Source organism: Micromonospora sp. NPDC005257, from assembly GCF_042872445.1.
In the GTDB taxonomy this organism is placed as follows: Bacteria; Actinomycetota; Actinomycetes; order Mycobacteriales; family Micromonosporaceae; genus Micromonospora.
Map to the genome: position 1 here is coordinate 25,080 of NZ_JBIAKL010000014.1, position 17,066 is coordinate 42,145.

General features: G+C 72.8%; 16 protein-coding genes and 1 other RNA gene. 3 read left to right on the forward strand and 14 right to left on the reverse strand.

Features of this window, described 5'->3' with window-relative positions; genetic code table 11:
* Positions 1–12: 12 nt before the first annotated feature.
* Positions 13–861, reverse strand: a complete 849-nt coding sequence (locus tag ACFYO8_RS25585; protein WP_355047276.1) for a maleylpyruvate isomerase family mycothiol-dependent enzyme — start codon at positions 859–861, stop codon at positions 13–15.
* A gap of 157 nt (positions 862–1,018) precedes the next feature.
* An RNA gene (gene rnpB, locus ACFYO8_RS25590) (RNase P RNA component class A) lies at positions 1,019–1,427 on the reverse strand.
* A 195-nt stretch (positions 1,428–1,622) separates the two neighbouring features.
* Between rnpB and ACFYO8_RS25595 the strand changes: the two genes are divergently transcribed.
* Together ACFYO8_RS25595 and ACFYO8_RS25600 are read left to right on the forward strand one after the other, a co-directional pair.
* Positions 1,623–2,378, forward strand: coding sequence for a sulfite exporter TauE/SafE family protein (locus ACFYO8_RS25595; RefSeq protein WP_355047277.1), 756 nt, complete (start codon positions 1,623–1,625; stop codon positions 2,376–2,378).
* A gap of 101 nt (positions 2,379–2,479) precedes the next feature.
* Positions 2,480–2,752, forward strand: coding sequence for an HAD-IA family hydrolase (locus tag ACFYO8_RS25600; RefSeq protein ID WP_355047278.1), 273 nt, complete (start codon positions 2,480–2,482; stop codon positions 2,750–2,752).
* Between the two features lie 60 nt (positions 2,753–2,812).
* Here the strand turns inward: ACFYO8_RS25600 and mctP are convergent, their stop codons facing one another.
* The 7 genes from mctP to ACFYO8_RS25635 all read right to left on the reverse strand — a co-directional run bounded on the left by mctP (position 2,813) and on the right by ACFYO8_RS25635 (position 9,468).
* Positions 2,813–4,468 (reverse strand): monocarboxylate uptake permease MctP, encoded by a 1,656-nt coding sequence (gene mctP, locus ACFYO8_RS25605; RefSeq protein WP_355093789.1) that lies wholly within the window; start codon positions 4,466–4,468, stop codon positions 2,813–2,815.
* Entirely contained in the window at positions 4,468–4,710 is a 243-nt protein-coding gene (locus ACFYO8_RS25610) for a DUF3311 domain-containing protein (RefSeq protein ID WP_354872165.1), read from the reverse strand. Before ACFYO8_RS25610 ends, mctP begins: the two co-directional genes overlap by 1 nt.
* A gap of 125 nt (positions 4,711–4,835) precedes the next feature.
* Positions 4,836–5,981, reverse strand: coding sequence for a bifunctional RNase H/acid phosphatase (locus ACFYO8_RS25615; RefSeq protein WP_355015181.1), 1,146 nt, complete (start codon positions 5,979–5,981; stop codon positions 4,836–4,838).
* Between the two features lie 5 nt (positions 5,982–5,986).
* Positions 5,987–6,724 carry a C4-type zinc ribbon domain-containing protein gene (locus ACFYO8_RS25620; protein ID WP_355015180.1) on the reverse strand — a complete coding sequence of 246 codons (738 nt, stop codon included), beginning with the start codon at positions 6,722–6,724 and terminating at the stop codon, positions 5,987–5,989.
* Positions 6,714–7,571: a Nif3-like dinuclear metal center hexameric protein gene (locus ACFYO8_RS25625; RefSeq protein WP_355015179.1), complete on the reverse strand. Its 858-nt coding sequence runs from the start codon at positions 7,569–7,571 to the stop codon at positions 6,714–6,716. The genes ACFYO8_RS25620 and ACFYO8_RS25625 overlap by 11 nt, the downstream gene beginning before the upstream one ends.
* 89 nt (positions 7,572–7,660) lie before the next feature.
* On the reverse strand, positions 7,661–8,242 hold the full coding sequence (locus ACFYO8_RS25630; RefSeq protein WP_355015178.1) for a flavoprotein: 582 nt from the start codon (positions 8,240–8,242) through the stop codon (positions 7,661–7,663).
* Positions 8,239–9,468, reverse strand: a complete 1,230-nt coding sequence (locus ACFYO8_RS25635) for a helix-turn-helix domain-containing protein (protein ID WP_354872178.1) — start codon at positions 9,466–9,468, stop codon at positions 8,239–8,241. Before ACFYO8_RS25635 ends, ACFYO8_RS25630 begins: the two co-directional genes overlap by 4 nt.
* Positions 9,469–9,710: 242 nt before the next feature.
* On the opposite strand from ACFYO8_RS25635, the gene ACFYO8_RS25640 reads away from it, so the two are divergent.
* Positions 9,711–10,382, forward strand: coding sequence for a bifunctional DNA primase/polymerase (locus tag ACFYO8_RS25640; RefSeq protein WP_354872180.1), 672 nt, complete (start codon positions 9,711–9,713; stop codon positions 10,380–10,382).
* A 320-nt stretch (positions 10,383–10,702) separates the two neighbouring features.
* Here the strand turns inward: ACFYO8_RS25640 and ACFYO8_RS25645 are convergent, their stop codons facing one another.
* From ACFYO8_RS25645 to ACFYO8_RS25665, 5 genes are read right to left on the reverse strand one after another with little or no spacing between them, the layout of a single operon-like run.
* Positions 10,703–11,422 carry an FAD:protein FMN transferase gene (locus tag ACFYO8_RS25645; RefSeq protein WP_355015183.1) on the reverse strand — a complete coding sequence of 240 codons (720 nt, stop codon included), beginning with the start codon at positions 11,420–11,422 and terminating at the stop codon, positions 10,703–10,705.
* 56 nt (positions 11,423–11,478) lie between these two features.
* Complete coding sequence (locus ACFYO8_RS25650) at positions 11,479–12,078, reverse strand: FMN-binding protein (protein ID WP_354872183.1); 600 nt, start codon at positions 12,076–12,078, stop codon at positions 11,479–11,481.
* Between the two features lie 14 nt (positions 12,079–12,092).
* Positions 12,093–13,508 carry a ferric reductase-like transmembrane domain-containing protein gene (locus ACFYO8_RS25655; RefSeq protein WP_355015177.1) on the reverse strand — a complete coding sequence of 472 codons (1,416 nt, stop codon included), beginning with the start codon at positions 13,506–13,508 and terminating at the stop codon, positions 12,093–12,095.
* Positions 13,505–14,878 carry a DUF1501 domain-containing protein gene (locus tag ACFYO8_RS25660; protein ID WP_354872498.1) on the reverse strand — a complete coding sequence of 458 codons (1,374 nt, stop codon included), beginning with the start codon at positions 14,876–14,878 and terminating at the stop codon, positions 13,505–13,507. The genes ACFYO8_RS25655 and ACFYO8_RS25660 overlap by 4 nt, the downstream gene beginning before the upstream one ends.
* Positions 14,879–14,892: 14 nt before the next feature.
* Positions 14,893–16,941 (reverse strand): DUF1800 domain-containing protein, encoded by a 2,049-nt coding sequence (locus ACFYO8_RS25665; RefSeq protein ID WP_354872189.1) that lies wholly within the window; start codon positions 16,939–16,941, stop codon positions 14,893–14,895.
* Positions 16,942–17,066 lie beyond the last annotated feature (125 nt).

Below are 17,066 nucleotides of genomic sequence, written 5' to 3' on the forward strand. Positions count from 1 at the left end.
CATGTCGGGTGGTCACACGGAGGGGTCCCAGTCGGCGAGCTGGTCGAAGATCCGACGGTCGCCTGCGAACTGCAGCGAATCCAGCGGTATGCGGCCGTAGAAGAACAGCACCAGGTCACTTGCCGTGCCCCGGGCGGAGACGTCGGCCGTTTCGGGATCCCCGCCGGCAGCGGGCGTGAGGCGGGCGACCTGTGCGCCGTCGCGGGAGAGCCGAAGGCGCCAGGAGCGGCCCTCGACGGCGTGGTAGTCGACGACGGCGGGGGCGTGCGGCCAGGCGACGGTGGTTGCGCAGAGGGTGAACTGGCAGTCGTCGAAGCCGTCCAGGGCGACCTCTTCCGGTAACGGCTGCGGGGCGCCCACGGTGAGCTGGGCGTCATAGGTGTGCACCGCGATCTCGGGAACCTGTCGTCGCGCCCAGGCACCAGAGGTCTGCGGCGACGGCGAGTCGTCCCACCACGTCCAGCACCTGCGATCCGGGCCGGCCTCACGCAGCACGCTCGTCAGTAGGTCGATGGACTCGGTCCACCAGGCCAGCAGCGCCTCGCGTTCCAGAGGCGCACCCGTGCCGTCGTCCCAGGCCGACTTCTCCGGGGGTGCGTCAGCGGGCCCGGCGGCGACGACGGCGGCCGATTTGCGGCGGGCCATGCCGACGTGTTGGACGAGATCGAACAGGGTCCGGCCGGGATGGGTCGGAACCTGCATGTCGAGACCGGGTGCCGCGGCGACGGCAGCACGGAAGGCGGCAGACCGTTCGCTGATCAGCCGCAGATGATCAGCGAACGTGAGACTTTGATCCACGCGGCTTTCTACCAGTGGTCTCCGACGACCGGACAGCGATTTTCGTTGTAGCCGTCCTGCCATGGCCAGATGGACACCAGCGGACGACCTCGATGCCCCCACCGTGCCGGGACCGAGGAACTGCTCGACCTCCTTCCTGCGGTGCGGCGCGCGCCGAGGAGGAACGACCGGCTGAGGTAGCGCATGCTCGGCGGCTATCCCGCAGTGTCTGGGTGGGCGACGGACGAGTCGACCTGTACGCCGGATTCTGTGCCCGGCACGCCCGAAGGCGCACCGGCGGCGGCCATCCATCTCGGCCTGCCGTTGCCGGCAGGCTCCAGCGGCCTACCCGCAGACATCGGGCGGGCAGCCCTCAAGCGTCTGCGCGGGTCGTCATCTTGCGGTGACGGCCCTTTCTTGGCCTTGCTCCGGGTGGGGTTTACCGAGCCACCCCGGTCACCCGGGGTGCTGGTGGGCTCTTACCCCACCGTTTCACCCTTACCGTCCCGTTACGGGCCGGCGGTCTGTTTTCTGTGGCACTGTCCCGCGGGTCACCCCGGGTTGCCGTTAGCAACCACCCTGCCCTGTGGAGTCCGGACGTTCCTCGGCGACGGGCCGGAGCCCGTCGACGCGACCGCCCGGTCGACTCGTCCGTCGCGCCCTCATCCTAACGACGCACCCGCCGCGCCCATTTCCGCCCCGGCCCGCCCCAGCAGGAACCGCCCGAGCAGGAGCCGGCCAGCGCAGACACAAGCCAAGCCGGGCACAAGCCAGGCAAGACCACATACGGGACGAGCAAGGCCAGCGCGGCAACGGGGCCGGCGCCGTACTAGCCTCGGGGAACCATGGATCTCTCCGACGCCGCGCTCCTGCTCGCCGCTGGTCTCGCCGCGGGCACTGTGAACGCGGTGGCCGGTGGTGGCTCGCTGATCACGTTCCCGGCGATGATCGCGACCGGCCTGCCGCCGGTGGCGGCCAACGTCTCCAACTCGGTGTCGGTCTTTCCCGGGTACGTGGCGAGCGTGGCGGGCAGCCGGGTGGACCTGCCACGGGGGCGGGAGCTGTGGCCGCTGCTGCCCACCGCCGTGCTCGGCACGATCGCCGGGTGCGCGCTGCTGCTCGCCACCCCGGCGCGCGCGTTCGAGCTGGTGGTGCCGTTCCTCGTGCTGGGCGCGACAGCCGTACTCGCGTTCCAGGGTCCGCTGCGCCGGCTGGTCGGCCATCCGGAACGGCTGGGCGCGCGCCGCCGTACCGTCACGGTCCAGACCATGGTCGCGCTCGGCACGGTGTACGGCGGCTATTTCGGCGCGGCCCTCGGGGTGATGCTCGTGGCCGGGCTGGCGCTGGTGCTGGACGCGACGCTGGCCCGGGTGTCGGCGGTGAAGAACCTGCTCTCCGCGGTGGTGGGGCTGACCACGCTCATCGTGTTCGCCCTGTTCGGCCCGGTGAACTGGGCGGCGGTCGCAGTGGTCGCGCCGGCCACCCTGTTCGGCGGGTACGCGGGCGCGCGGCTGGCCCGCCGGCTGCCGCAGGTGGTGTTGAAGACGGTGATCGTAGTGTTCGGCACGGCCATCGGGTTCTACCTGCTGTGGCGGCGCTGACCTGACGCCGCCGGGCCGGACCAGGGCCGCGGCTAATCAGTAGGCCTCCCCCCACCGGCTCCTCCGGTGCGTGCTCGGCGCGGCGGACGGACCGGTTCCAGATGGCCCGTTCGCCGTATCCGGCCGCCTTCGGCGAGTTGGTGGACGAGATCCTCTACTCGCACGAGATCGGCGTGGAGAAGCCGGACCCGAGGGCGTTCGCCACGGCCTGCGAGCGGCTGGACGTCCGCGCCGAGGACTGCCTCTTCGTCGACGACGCGCCCGCGAACGTCGCTGCCGCGGCCAGGGCGGGCATGCAGGCGCACCTGTGCCGCGGCAACCCCGCCGCCCTCGACCGCATCTCCGCCCACCTGGCGCCGGCTCCGGCAGGGTGAGCGGCGATGCCGGCAGGGGCCCTCACCCGTGCGGAACGCGTCGAGCGAGGGCCCCTGCTTTCACGCCACCGGCTCGCGCGCGGAGTCCGCGTCGCGGTCGGCGCCGGGCGTGACGCGCGGGTCGCCCTCGTCGGCGAAGTAGTCGTCCGGCGTGGTGCCGTCCGGCCCGTCGGCCACCTTCGCGGCGCGCAGCACCAGCGTGAGCAGCGCGGCCACCACCAGGTTCACCAGCACCGCCACGATGCCGACGTAGATCGTCTTCGGGGTGTCGAAGCCGAACTTCTCCAGCGGGAACGCCGACCCGGCGAAGTGCTTCTTGCCGGTCGCCGGGTTGCCGATCTGGTAGAGCATCCACATGCCCAGGCCCATGCCGGCCGCCCAGCCGGCGATCAGCGCACCCCTGTGGAACCAGCGGGTGTAGAGGCCCAGCGCCACCGCCGGCAGCGTCTGGAGGATGATCACGCCGCCGATGAGCTGGAGGTCGATGGAGAACTGCGGGTCGAGGAAGACGATGCAGGCCACCGCGCCGACCTTCACCACCAGCGAAGTGATCTTCGAGACGTTCGCCTCCTGCGCCGGGGTGGCGTCCCGCTTCAGGTACTCCTTGTAGATGTTGCGGGTGAACAGGTTCGCCGCCGCGATCGACATGATCGCCGCGGGCACCAGGGCGCCGATGCCGATGGCCGCGTACGCCACTCCGGCGAACCAGTCCGGGAACTGCTGGTCGAACAGCAGCGGCACCACCGTGTTGCCGTCCACGCTGCCGGCCTTGGCGCCGGGCAGCGGCTTCACGTTCGCCGCGATGGCCATGTAGCCGAGCAGCGCGATCAACCCCAACAGCAGGCTGTACGCGGGCAGCGCGGACATGTTCCGCTTGATCACGTCGCGGTTCCGGCTGGCGAGCACACCGGTGATGCTGTGCGGGTAGAGGAACAGCGCCAGCGCCGAGCCGAATGCCAGCGTCACGTACTGGATCTGGTTGTTGTCGTTGAGCAGGATGCCGTCGCCGGGCGCCGGTGACGCCTGGAACTTCGCGTCGGCGGCGTCGAAGATGGCTCCCCAGCCGCCGAGCTTGTACGGCAGCCAGATCACCGCGACCAGGATCACGATGTAGATCAGCGAGTCCTTGACGAACGCGATCAGCGCCGGCGCGCGCAGCCCGGACTGGTACGTGTACGCGGCCAGGATCGCGAACGCGATGATGATCGGCAGGTGCCGGGCCACCGCGCTGTCCCCGGTGACGCCCATGGTCTTGAGCACCGCCTCGATGCCGACCAGTTGCAGCGCGATGTACGGCATGGTGGCGACGATGCCGGTGATCGCGATCAGCAGCGCCAGGACCGGCGAGCCGAAGCGGTTGCGGACGAAGTCGGCCGGCGTGACGAAGCCGTGCCGGTGCGAGACCGACCAGAGCCGGCACAGCACCAGGAACACCAGCGGGTAGATGACGATCGTGTACGGCACCGCGAAGAAGCCCGCCGCGCCGGCCCCGAAGATCAGCGCCGGCACCGCCACGAACGTGTACGCGGTGTAGAGGTCACCGCCGACCAGGAACCAGGTGATCCAGCCGCCGAAGCTGCGCCCGCCCAGTCCCCACTCGTCCAGGTGGGCCATGTCGGTCGGCCTGCGCCACCGGGCGGCCACGAAGCCCATGGCGCTGACCACCAGGAACAGCAGGGTGAACACGATGATCTCGGTGAGGTGGTCCCGCCACATCAGTGGTCACCCCGCTTCTTGGTCATCTGGTAGACCAGCGTGGTGGTGCAGACGCCGAGCAGGATCCAGGCCAGTTGCAGCCAGTAGAAGCGCGGGAACCCGAACAGCCGGGGCGAGTCGGCGTTGAACAGCGCCGGGATCAGCGGCACCACGATCGGGATGAAGAGCAACCAGTTCCAGGGACTCTTGTCCTTCGCCCTGGATCGCGCCGTGTCGAGCGCCTCCGGTTCCGGTGCGGACATGTGACACCCTCCGGGCATTCGTAGCGGGCCTGTGACGGCCGGAGGCTACGACCCTGTGACAGGGGTCACGTTCGATCGGGCGATGTCGATGCGCTGAACGGCCGTCGGCATGCGCCGAACGGCCGTCAGACGTCCGTGAGGTGAGAGGTGTCGTTCACCGAGCGGACCGCGACGCCGCCGTCCGGGTACAGGTCCAGTACCGAGATGCCGGCGGTGTCCAGGTAGAGCCGGTGCAGGAACGCGTCGCTCGCGGCGAGCGCGTCGCGCAGCACCAGCTTGATCGGCGAGACGTGGGAGACCACCACCACCGTCTCCCCCGGGTACGCCGAACGCAGCCGGTCGACAGCCCGCCCGGTCCGCTCGGCGACTGTCACGAACGACTCGCCCTTCGGCGGCGCGACGGCCGTGGAGACGAGCCAGGCGTCCAGTTCGGCCGCCCAGCCCTCGCGTACCTCGGCGAACGTGTGCCCCTCCCAGGCACCGAAGTCGCACTCGATCAGGTCGTCGTCGGTGCGTACCGGAGGGTTTCCGACCTGCGCGGCGACCGCCTCGGCGGTGGCCGTACACCGGGACAGCGGGGAACTGACCACCGCCGCGACGGACGGCGCCAGCGCGGCCACCCGGGCGGCGCTGGCCCGGGCCTGGGCCCGGCCCCGCTCGGTGAGCGGCACGTCGCCCCGGCCGGAGTAGCGCTTCTGCACGGTGCGCTCGGTCTCGCCGTGCCGCACCAGGATCAGCCGGGTGGCCTCCTCGGTCGGGCGCGGCTCCCAGGAGGCGGGCGTGGTGGCCGGGTCGGTGCCGGTGGCCCGCACGACAGTCGCCGCCCGCGCCTCGGCCTTCGCTTCCGGTGCGGCGCCGGAGGCGGCGGCGTCCATGGCCGTGTTGGCCAGGGCGTCGGCGTGCCGGTTGCGCTCCCGAGGGATCCAGGTGAACCGGACGGCGGTGAAGCGTCCGACCAGCCCGGCGGCCTGGGCGGCGAGCGGGCGCAGCCCGGGGTGCTTGATCTGCCAGCGGCCGCACATCTGCTCGACCACCAGTTTGGAGTCCATCCGCGCCTCGACCTCGGCCGCGCCCAGCTCGGCGGCGGCCTCCAGCCCGGCGATCAGGCCCCGGTACTCGGCCACGTTGTTCGTCGCCGTGCCGATCGACTCCGATCGTTCGGCCAGCACCTCGCCGGTCTCCGGATCCCGGACCACGGCGCCGTAGCCGGCCGGGCCGGGATTGCCCCGGGAGCCGCCGTCGGCCTCGATCACGACCGCGCGCACCGCCACGGCGGCTACAGTCCCGACTCGTTGGTCCGGACCATGATCCGCCGGCAGTCCTCGCAGCGGACCACGTCGTCCGGGTCGGCCTTGCGGATGCGGGCCAGGTCGGCGCCGGACAGCTCCAGCCGGCAGCCGCCGCAGCGGCCCGCAGTGAGCAGGGCGGCGCCCAGGCCGGTGTCCGCACGGATCTTGTCGTACAGGACGACCAGGTCCGCCGGGAGGTCACCGGCGAGCGGCTGGCGGGCGGTGCGCTTGAACTCCTCCTCCTTGGTGATCTCGGCCAGGGTCTCGTCGCGGCGCTGCTCGGTCGCGGCGCGGCGCTCCCGGGTCTCGGTGAGCCGGCTCTCCACGCCGTCGAGCACACCCTGCGCGGTCTCCCGCTGCTCCATCAGCTCCAGCTCGGCGTCCTCCAGCTCGCTCTGCCGGCGGTTCAGCGAGACCAGCTCGTGCTGGAGCGCCTCCAGCTCCCGCGCCGGGCCGCCGCCCGCGGCCAGCCGGGCCTCGTCCTTGCTCTTGCGCGCCCGCACCTGGTCGACGTCCTTCTCGATCCGGGCGATGTCCCGGTCCAGGTCGTCGACCGCCACCTGGGCGCGGACCCGCTCGTCCTCCAGCGCGGACAGCTCACGCGCCAGCGCCTCCAGCTCGGCGCGCTCCGGCAGGGTGCGGCGGCGGTGCGCGAGCTGGACCAGGGCGGTGTCGATCGCCTGCAGGTCGAGCAGGCGGCGCTGCACCTTCGGGTCAGCCTTCACGTCGGGGCTCCTTGTCGTCCGGCCGGGGCGCGGCGGCGTGCACGGTCCACGGGTCGGTGTCCAGGTCGGACACCACGGTCTCGACGTCCAGCTCGGCGGCCAGGTAGGCGGCCAGGTCGTCCAGCCAGGGTCGCTCCGTCGCCCAGTGGGCGGCGTCCAGCAGCGCCGGGCCGCCCGCGGCGAGGTGTTCCCCGGCCGGGTGGTGGCGCAGGTCCGCGGTGAGGAACGCGTCCACCCCGGCCGCGGTCGCCTCGGTCAGGAAGCCGTCCCCCGAGCCGCCGCTGACGGCGAGGGTACGAACCATACGCCCGGGATCCCCGGCGGCGCGAACTCCCCAGGCGGTGACCGGGAGCACCGCGGCGGCCAGCCGGGTCAGCTCGGCCAGCGTCATCGGGACAGGCAGCTCGCCGACGCGGCCGATGCCCCGGCCGGGCCCGGCGGCGGGCGAGCCGGGGCGGGGCGGGTGCAGCGGGCGCAGCCCGGTCAGCCCGAACCGCGCGGCGAGCGCGTCGGACACCCCCGGATCGGCCACGTCGGCGTTCGTGTGCGCCACGTGCAGCGCGACGTCCGCCTTGATCAACCGGTGCACGATCCGGCCCTTGTACGTGGTGGCGGCCACCGAGGAGACGCCGCGCAGCAGCAGCGGATGGTGCGCGACGATCATGTCCGCGCCGGCGGCGAGCGCCTCGTCCACGGTCTCCGGGACCACGTCCACCACGCAGGCGACCCGGCGCACCGGGTTGGCGGGCTCCCCCAGCACCAGGCCGACCCGATCCCACTCCTCGGCCCAGGCGGGCGGATAACGGCGGTCCATGGCGGCCACCACATCGGCGACGGTTGTGCTCACGGGCGGCCAGCTTACCGGCGTCCGCGCCGGCACACGCCGGCCGCCGCCGAGCGTGGTTCCTGGGCGTGCCCGGGAACCACGCTCACCGCTCAGGCGACCGGCGCGACCGGCCGGTCCGCGCCGCGCAGGGCGGTCAGACCGGCGTCCCAGGGGAAGGCGTCCGCGCGCCGTTCCCCCGTGCCGGGCGGATGCAGGCGTACGACGTGGTCGCCGAAGACCACCCGGACGCCCCACTGCGCGAGCCGGTCGAGGCTGGCCCGGAACGCCGGATGCGCCGCCATCGCCTCGTTCGTGTACGGGACGGCCGCGATCGGCACCCCCATCCCCTGCGCCTCGATCAGCAGGCCGAGCGCCAGGGTGTCGGTGATGCCGACCGCCCACTTGTTGATCGTGTTGACGGTCGCCGGGCACACCAGCATGGCGTCGGCCGGGGGCAGCACGTCCGGGTCACCCGGGTTCTTGTAGTGCGTACGGACCGGATGGCCGGTCTGCCGGGCCAGCGCCGTCCGGTCGACGAACCTCGCGCCGTCCGGCGTGGTGACCACGCAGACCGTCCAGCCCTCCCGCTGCGCGAGGTCGACCAGCCGGCCGACGTGACGGGCCAGCGGCGAACCGCAGGCGATGACGTAGAGCACGCGCCGGTGCCCGCCGGCGATGTTCGGATCGCTCATACTCCGACTCCCATGTGCTCAGCCAACTCCGCGATCGGCGGAGGCGGCGCACCACGTGTGCGACGGAGAATCTCGGACATCAGTTCGTGCGCGATCGGGCGGCACCGGATCTCCGACGGCGCGAGCCGGTCGCCGCGCAGCAGCATGTCCCCCGCGTTGGCGACGTCACCGATCTGGGAGTAGCCCCGGGCCAGGTCGAGCAGGTGGTGCGCGCGCCGTTCCGGCAGCAACGCGTTGAACGCGGGCACGGACAGCCGCATGTGCGTCTCCACCGCCCGGCCGCCGTCGCCCAACTCGACCGCCGCCGCCGCGCGGTGCAGCTCCAGGTTCGTCGGGCCGAACGAGGTCCAGTAGTGGTTGTGGTCGCCGCCGAGCATGGTGGCCGCCTCGCCGGCGCCCGCGAGCAGGTCGTCCACCGTCGCCGAGTCGCCGATCCGGGCGGCGGCCATCGCGCCCTGCAGGAGCAGCAGGCCGTACACGGAGAGTCGTTCCGGTGCGACGTCGTTCTCGCCGCCGGGCGCGAGCCGGCCCGCGATGCGGACGTTGAGCTCCAGCGCCGGCCGGGGGCGGCCCATCGCGACGAGCGCGTTGCAGACCCTCGTGGTGGCGATGCCGGCCAGCAGCGGGTCGTCGGCCCGCTGGGCCACCGCCATCGACCGGTCGGCGGCGAGCCAGGCGAGTTCGCACTCGCCGAGCTTGCGCAGCACCGAGGAGGCGATCTGGTAGACCTGCCCGAGCAGGTGGGCGGCCTCGCGCACCTGGTCGTCACCGGCGTAGCCGGCGTCCGCCGCCTGGGCGTCGCGCAGCAGCTTGGGCAGCGCGCGGGTGAGCATGCCGTACCGGCCGTACTGGTAGGTGAGCCAGGCGTGGTTCACGGCCTTGCGCATGTCGGCGAGCGGCGGGGGGCAGGGCGCCGCGTCGAAGTAGGCGCTCATCGAGTCGTACCGCTCCAGGGCGGTCCGGATCTCCTCCACCTCGACCTGGTCGATGCAGTTGAGCGCGTCGGTACGCCGTTCCGGGTCCCTGCCGTGCAGCAGTTGCACGTCGATCTGGAGGATGTCGGCGATCTCGTAGAGCACGGAGAACTTGTCCAGCCGGCGGACGCCGCGCTCCACCTTGTCCACCCAGCTCTTCGACTTGCCGAGCCGGTCGGCGAAGACCTGCTGGGACATCTTGCGGCGACTCCGCCAGTACGCCACGCGCCGGCCTGTGGGCAGTTCGTCCATCCCCGCTCCCCTCCCCCTCACGGTGCCGGCCGGTCCCCTCACGTCCCACAGGTTGCGCCGATCGCACAGGTTGTGCGTCCACCGTGCAGCCAGTTCTCGTAGCTTTCGTGCAAGTTGCACCGGCCGTTCGTCAGCACAACGAGCGGGGGTTACGGCAGTGACGGCTCTCGACGTATGGCTTGTGGACGGTGCGGCGGGCCCATCGTGTGGACGGTCCGGCGGGACCAGAGGGGACGGCAGACATGTGGAGGAACGTCCGACCGCGCGTCGCTCACCTCTCGCCGCTGGAGCGGGTCCGGCTGCGCCGGGTCGCGGTGCGGTACGCGCTGCACCACTGGCCGGTCACCCCCGGCGCCTGCCTCGCGAACAGCCGGTTCGTCTGCGGCCGGCCCGGCTGTCCCACAGTGGGCTGCCACCCGGCGCTCGAGGACTGGGAGCACGCCGCCAGCGCCGATCCGGCCCGGGTGGCCGCCTGGTGGCGTAGCCGCCCGCACGGCATCCTGCTGCCCACCGGGCACGCGTTCGACGTCCTGGAGGTCGCCGCCCACCTGGGCCGGCAGGTGCTGGACGCGGTCGCCACCCATCCCGCCGGCTTCGGCGTACGCGGGCCGGCGCTGGTCACCCCGACCGGCCGCTGGATGTTCCTGGTACGCCCCGGCGACCCGCTGCGGCCCGAGTTGGAGCACTGCTTCCACGTGGTACGCCACGGACCCGGCTCGTGGATCCCCGCCCCGCCGACCCGGCTCCCCGAGGGGACGGTGCGCTGGGCGGTCGCGCCGGAACAGGCCCATTGGCAGCTACCCGACTCCTACCTGGTGCAGAACGCGCTGATCGCCGCGTTACGCGCGGCCGGCGTCACGTTCGGCACGGAGCCGCTGCCCGGCCACCTGCCGCTGCCCCGCCGTGGCCGTTGACCTCGGCGGAGGCGGCCCCCGCCTCGGACGGGCGCCCGACAGCGACCTCCCCGGCACCGGACTCGTTGTTCCTGCCGAGGGCGCGTGTGCGCCAGAGCGGGGGTTTGACCATGTCCAGGGACGACGCTGCCCGCCACACCGGCGGTACCGAGCCGGCGCGGCCCCGCCGCCGGCATCCGTGGGCCTTCACCCGCCCTCTGGGCGCCCGCCCCGGCCGCCCCCGCCCGACGGGCTCCCGCCCCGCCACCCTCCACCGCCCCGTCCGCTGACCCGCCGCCCCACCGCCCCACCACCCACCGCCTGTCGACGAGGGCGAGGGCTCAGGTGGGGAGGGCGCGGGAGTGGTGCAGGTGCCCGTCGTCGGTGACCACGGCGTGCAGCCAGGGGGACGGTAGGTGGTCCAGCCAGGTCAGGGCGGGTTCGCCCATGGCCACGGCCGCCGTCGCGTACGCGTCCGCTGCGCCCAGGTCGGGACCGACCACCGTCACCGAGCGCAGGCCGGTCGCCGGTACGCCCCGGCGCGGGTCCAGCACGTGGTGGCCGCGCTCGTACACGCCGGAGGTGGCGACCGCGATGTCGGTGCCGGTCAGCACCAGACAGGTCGCCGCCGCGTCCCACGGATGCCGTACCCCGATCCGCCACGGCTCGCCGGTCGCGTCGTGGCCGCGTACCCGCACGTCGCCGCCCGCGTTCACGCAGTGGTTCGGGGCGCCGGCGGCCACCAGCCGGTCCGAGGCGACCTGCGCCGCCCAGCCCTTCACGTAGCCGGACGGGTCGAGCCGTCCCGTCGCGTACGCGTCGAAGAACCCGTCGGTGGCGGTCCACAGGTCGGCGCAGGCCGCCAGCACGGCCCGCAGGTCGGCGGAGGCGTCGACGGCCCGCAACTCGCCCCGGTCGACCCGGCACACCTCGCTGTCGTCCCGGTACGTGCTGAACCGCGTGTCCACCTCGCGCAGCCAGCCGAACGTGTCCTCGGCCAGTCGGTGCAGCGTGGACGCGGGCAGGTCGTCGGACAGGTCGAGGCTGATCGCCGTACCCATGACGTGCTCGACCCGGCGCAGGCCGGGACGAACGGCACCGGCCCGAGCCGGGACGGTCACGCCTTGTCCAGCGCGGCCTGCAACGATTGCTTGTACGCGGTGCTGGTGTAGGTGGCGCCGGAGACGGTGCTCAGGTTGGCGCTCTGCCGGGCCACCACCTCGCCGGAGGTGCCGCTGTAGCGGGCCTGGACGTCGTCGCTGCGCTGCCCGGACTGCCCGCCCAGCGGCAGTCCGATGGCCGTGGCGTCGACGATCCGGCTGCCGCTGAGCGTGATCCGGACCTGGAGCGAGCCGTACTCGTAGGTGACCGACGGACCGGTCACCGTGCGGGTGGTGACCTTGGGTGCGCTCTTGGTGGTCGTCCGGGGCGCGGCCGGTGTGGTGCGGGTGCGGGTGCCGCCCCGGCTGGCCGTGCTGCGGTCGGCGGACGGTTTCGGTGCCGGCTTCGCCGACGCGCGCGGCGACGGCGTGACGTCGCCGGGCGCGGAGCCGGTGGGCGACGGCGGTTCCGGCGCGGCCGAGCCGCCCGGGACGACAGGGGCCAGCGCGGCCGGCACGTCCGGCGCGGCCTGCCCGGCGCCCGGCGCGCCCTTGAGCACGACCAGCGCGGTGGTGCCGGCGGCCAGGCCGGTGATCGCGAACAGCGCGCGACGCATGGGCGGTGCCTCTCCTACAGCTCGAACGCGGTCAGGTGGATCTGGCGGCGGGGCACGCCTGCGGCCCGCAGCGCGGCGACCGCCTCGTCGACCAGGCCGCCGGGGCCGCACAGGTAGACGTCGCGGCGGGTCAGGTCGGGCACGAGCCGGCGCAGCCCGTCCGGGCTCATCACCTGCCGGGGGCCGGGATCGTCGCGGCGGCCGACGACGTACCAGAGGGAGGTCTGCCGGGCCTGCGCGAGCCAGTCCAGCTCCTGGTGCAGCAGCACGTCGGCCGGGGTACGCGCCCGGTAGATCAGGGCCGCTCCGGGCGGCAGTTCCTCCAGCATCGCCCGCAGTGGAGCGATGCCGCTGCCCCCGGCGATGAGCAACGCCCGTTCCCGGGTGCGGTGCGCGGCGGTGAACGTGCCCGACGGGCCCTGCGCCCAGACCCGGGTGCCGGGCGTCAGGTCGCGCAGCTCGGCGGTGTACCCGCCGACGACCTTGACGGTGATCCGCAGCCAGCGGCCGTTGGCGGCGGCGGAGACGGAGAACGGGTGCGACTGCCACCAGCAGCCGGGGTTGAGGAATCGCCAGCGGAAGAACTGCCCGCCGAGCAGGCCGATCTGGTTGAGCCGCTGCCCGGTCAGGTAGACCGAGACGGTGTCCGGGCTCTCCGCCACCACGTCGGCGACGCGCAGCCGGTGCCGCATGTTGAACACCAGCGGCGCGACCATCCGGCCCCACACCAGCGCGGCCACCACCAGCAGGTACGCGGCGATCCAGCCGGTTCGCACCGGGCCCGGCTCGTAGAGCTGCGCGCCGTTGCTGAACTGGTGCGCGTAGCCGAGCAGCAGCGTGAGGTAGCTGGCCGCGTGCAGCAGGCGCCACAGCTCGTACGGCAGGCGGCGGCGCACGGCGCGTACCGCGGTGAACGCGACGGTGACCAGGACGCCGGCCGCGGCGAACGCGGTGATCATGTCGTCGTAGTCGGTCAGCAGCGCGCCGACCTCGCCGAACACTGTCTTGCGTTCCTGGCGGGAGTAGCCGACCACCAGCAGCGACATGTGCGCGAGCACCGCCACCAGCAGCGTCGCGCCGAGGTCCCGGTGCAGCCGGGAGATCCGTTCGCCACCGAGCGCACGTTCCAGCACGCCGAGCCGGCTCATCATCAGCACCTGCACCAGCAGCAGGTAGCCGGCGATCAGGCCGGTGATCCGGCCGCCCGCGGTGAGCAGGTCGGCGGTGCCGGCGAGCGTTCCGGCCGGGGTGTCCAGCCACCACGGCCCGACGGCGGCGACCAGGCCCAGCCAGAACACCGCGGCGAGCGCGCGCCGGCCGCCGGGTCCGCGCCGGGGACGACCCGGGGGTACGGGAGCAGCCGGACGGCCGCCGTACGGGGCGGGATGCCCGGTACGGCGGCCGGCGGCGTGGGTGTCCTGGTACGTCACGCGTAGATCTTGACCGGGGTGAACTTCTGCCGGGGGAAGACCTTGTCCACCTGGGCGGTGGTCAGGCCGAAGCGGCCCTGCGCGACCGATCCGTAGACGTTGAACATGTTGTTGTATTCCGGCACGTCGCCGCTGTCCAGCTTGTCCAGTCCGTTCCAGGTGCCGAGCAGCGAACCGGCCAGCTTGCGGCCGGACAGCACGGTGACCACGCCGCCGTGCCCGTGGTCGGTGCCGCCGCCGTTCGAGCCGACCCGCCGGCCGAACTCGCTGGACACCATGATCGTCACGTCCGCCGCCTGGTCGCCCAGGTCGGTGAAGAACGCGGCCATCGCGTTGGCGAGTTCGTTGAGCCGCCGCCAGAGCTGGCCGCCCTCGCGGGTGCCCTGGTTCTCGTGGGTGTCGTAGCCGCCCATGCCGACGGTGGCCACCCGCACGTTCGCGCCGCCCTTGATGAGCTGGGCGAGCTGCTTGAACGAGTTGCCGACGCCCTGGTACTGGACGCCCGCGGCGGCGGCGTACGGCTTCGCGGCGAGCTTCTGGGCGGTGGCCAGCGCGCCCATGCCCTCCTGCACCGCCTCCTCGACCGGGTGGTTGATGCCGGTGAACAGACCGCGGATCGCCTTCTCGGTGGCCGCCCGGTACTTGTCGTCACCGTTGAGCCGCAGGTCGCCGACGCTGTTGAGGGAGATCGCGCCGTTCACGCCGACCAGCGAACGCGGCAGCGTGCTGCCGATGCCGACGCTGCGGAACGCGGTGCCCTTGCCGAGCGAGTCGACCAGGCTGTCCAGCCAGCCCCGGCCGCCGGTCTCGCCCGGCAGGCCGCCCAGGTTGCACGCGTCGGCGGCCTGGAAGTGGCTGCGGGACAGCCGCGGGTCGGACACGGCGGGCACGAAGCCGAGCTGCCCGGCCTTGAGCCACTTGTCCAGCGGGGCGAACGCGCTGGTGAGCTTGAAGCCGCGGGCCAGCGCCAGCGAGTCGTTGCCGAGCAGCAGGTCGGGGCGCGCCTTGGCGAGCACCGGGTCGTCGGCCGGTGCGACCAGGCTCAGCCCGTCCAGCCCGCCGTAGAGGAAGACGTGGATCAGCGTGCCGGTCTTGGTCGCGGCGAACGACGCCGAGGTGGTGACGAACTGGGCGGTCGCCAGCGCGGTGGCGGTCGCCGCGGCGCCGGCGACGAAGGTACGCCGGGTGACGCCCCGGCCGTCCTGCTGCGCCTCCTCGATCTCCTCCAGCCGGCGGTACCGGTCGGCCTCGGCCGCGTTCTCGGCCGCGACGATGTCCGCCTCCGCGCGCAGCAGCGCCTCGGCCGGGTTGTCGGCCAGCCGCCGCAGGTCGGGGCATTCGGGGTGCAGGGGGTACGGGTTCACGGTCATCTCCATCGAATGCCTCACCGGAGGTGGTGCTGGGGGGACGCGAGGATCGTCCGCGCGACAGCGGCGATGGCCCCGTTGAAGGTGGCGTCGACCTTGGCGCTCTCGGACACGCCGGCCACGGCGAGCACGAGCTTCTTCTCCTTGGCGCTGAGCCTCTGCTGCACCAGCCGCTGGGCGAGCGCGTCCACGTACGCCCCGGCGGTGGCCGGCGGCTTCGCGACCAGCTTCTCCGGCTTGGCGAAGGTGAACTGCTTGCGGTAGCCGGCGATCAGGTCACCCGCCTCGTTCCAGCCATCGATCATGGTGCCGGCCGAGGTCCAGGCCAGGTAGACGTCGGCGTAGCCGTCCGGGGTGGGCTTGCCCATCGGGTACTGACCGAGCTCGCGCATCTTGTCCTGGATCTGCCGCAGGCCCTGCGCGAACGGGGTACGCCGGTTGTCGCCGGAGTAGCCGGGGGCCGCCTCCGGCGAGACGCCGAGCGCCCGGTACGTGGCGACCAGGTACTCCATCGGGCGGCGTACCTTCTGGCCGATCGCGGCCCAGAACTCCGAGGAGCTGAACAGCGTGGCCAGCACCGGACGGATCTGGCCCTTGTTCGTGGTGTACGCCTTGGCGAGCCGGTCCACCACGGACTTCGGCGGGGTGTCGGACACGAACCGGGTGGCGAGGCTCTGTGCCACGTACCGCGCGGTCGACGGGTGCATCGCGATGTAGCGGATGTACGAGTCGATCACCTTGTCGGCGGCCACCGGATCGTCGGAGTTGTTGGCGTGGCTGAACCCGAGGATCTTCACCTTGCCGAGGTAGTGCCGCTCGGCGAAGAACTTGTACTTGCCGTCGGCGACACCGCGTCCGGTCTGGAGCAGCGCGGCCTGGCGGACGTCCTTCTCGGTGTAACCGCCGTCGACGCCGACCGAGTACAGCTCCAGGTTCTCCCGGGCCAGGTTCTCGTTCACCGCGTCCTTACGCGAGTCGACCTGGTTCAGGTAGAGCAGCAGCGCCGGGTGCTTGTTCGCGGCGACGAGCATCTCCGGGTAGCTGCCCAGCGCGTGCTTGCGGATGACGTCCCGGTCGAACGCGTTGCGGTAGTTCTCCCCGCCGTCGAAGTCGGCGGCGACGTGCAGGAAGTCGTTCCAGAAGTCGACCATCACCTCGAACAGCTGCCGGTCGGACCAGATCTGCCGGGCGATGGTGGCGTCCACCGTCTCCCGAGCCGGGTCGACGCCCTTCTCGTTGAGCTGCTCGCGCTGGTCGCGCAGCTGCGTCGGGCTGAGCTTGAGCGACTGCAGGTCGGCCAGCTTCAGCTCGGCCTTCGTGGGGGCGATCTTCTCCGGTTCGAGCTGCTCGCGCAGCCAGTCGTCGATGCCGAGCCGCTTGATGTCGGCCATCACCCTCGGGGTGGCGCCGAACGTGGTGCGGATGGCCAGGTGCCGGATCGGGTCCTTGGCGAGCACCGTCTTGACCGTCACCTTGGTCGCCGCGGCGGCTTCGGCCGGGCTGCCGTAGAGCCGGCCACCGGACGGCGCGTTGCGCTTGAGCGCCTCACCGGCCCGGGAGCCCATGTAGCTCTCGTTCTGCTCGGTGTAGGTCCGTACCGTGCTGGGCTGCTGCCCGCTGGGCCGGGCGGAGCTGCCGTCGGTGTTGACGGTGCCGGTGGCGTCACCGGCCGGCGCGTCACTGAACAGGCCGCGCACCTGCGGGGACATGGCCAGGGCGGCGCCACCGGCGACCACCACGGCGCCGCCGAGGGTGGCCAGCGCCCGGCGCCGGCCCCGCTTGGGGGCCTCGTCGCCGTCGTCGTCCAGGTCGGGCAGTCCGCCGCCGGGCGGCGGGCCGTACCCGCCGGCGGGCTGGGCGTAACCGCCGGGCTGGGGGTAGCCGGCGGGGGCCGGCGCGGCGGGAGCGAAACCGTTCGGCCCGACCCACTGCGGGCCCGGGGCGGGGTGACCGCCGGCGTACGGTGCGGCGTCCAGGTCGCGGTACCCGTCCGGTTGGGGGTGCTGGTATCCGTCCCAGCCGCGGTCGTCCCGAGGTCGACGCGGTGGCACGTTCAGGTCGGCCATGTACCTATCCCGTTTTCTTCGAGCGCCGGCACGCCTGCCACCCGGGGGGTCGGGTGACGCAGGGGCGGCGACGGTTGCCGGAGAGTTGCTACGGCAACGTAGCCATGCCGAACCGGCAGCTCAAG

What these genes read in the sequence shown, in the direction of transcription:
- ACFYO8_RS25585 (WP_355047276.1), bottom strand. Translation starts at nt 861, where the DNA reads ATGGCAGGACGGCTACAACGAAAATCGCTGTCCGGTCGTCGGAGACCA.
- ACFYO8_RS25595 (WP_355047277.1), top strand. Translation starts at nt 1,623, where the DNA reads ATGGATCTCTCCGACGCCGCGCTCCTGCTCGCCGCTGGTCTCGCCGCG.
- ACFYO8_RS25660 (WP_354872498.1), bottom strand. Translation starts at nt 14,878, where the DNA reads ATGACCGTGAACCCGTACCCCCTGCACCCCGAATGCCCCGACCTGCGG.
- mctP (WP_355093789.1), bottom strand. Translation starts at nt 4,468, where the DNA reads ATGTGGCGGGACCACCTCACCGAGATCATCGTGTTCACCCTGCTGTTC.
- ACFYO8_RS25630 (WP_355015178.1), bottom strand. Translation starts at nt 8,242, where the DNA reads ATGAGCGATCCGAACATCGCCGGCGGGCACCGGCGCGTGCTCTACGTC.
- ACFYO8_RS25665 (WP_354872189.1), bottom strand. Translation starts at nt 16,941, where the DNA reads ATGGCCGACCTGAACGTGCCACCGCGTCGACCTCGGGACGACCGCGGC.
- ACFYO8_RS25640 (WP_354872180.1), top strand. Translation starts at nt 9,711, where the DNA reads ATGTGGAGGAACGTCCGACCGCGCGTCGCTCACCTCTCGCCGCTGGAG.
- ACFYO8_RS25610 (WP_354872165.1), bottom strand. Translation starts at nt 4,710, where the DNA reads ATGTCCGCACCGGAACCGGAGGCGCTCGACACGGCGCGATCCAGGGCG.
- ACFYO8_RS25645 (WP_355015183.1), bottom strand. Translation starts at nt 11,422, where the DNA reads ATGGGTACGGCGATCAGCCTCGACCTGTCCGACGACCTGCCCGCGTCC.
- ACFYO8_RS25600 (WP_355047278.1), top strand. Translation starts at nt 2,480, where the DNA reads ATGGCCCGTTCGCCGTATCCGGCCGCCTTCGGCGAGTTGGTGGACGAG.
- ACFYO8_RS25650 (WP_354872183.1), bottom strand. Translation starts at nt 12,078, where the DNA reads ATGCGTCGCGCGCTGTTCGCGATCACCGGCCTGGCCGCCGGCACCACC.
- ACFYO8_RS25635 (WP_354872178.1), bottom strand. Translation starts at nt 9,468, where the DNA reads ATGGACGAACTGCCCACAGGCCGGCGCGTGGCGTACTGGCGGAGTCGC.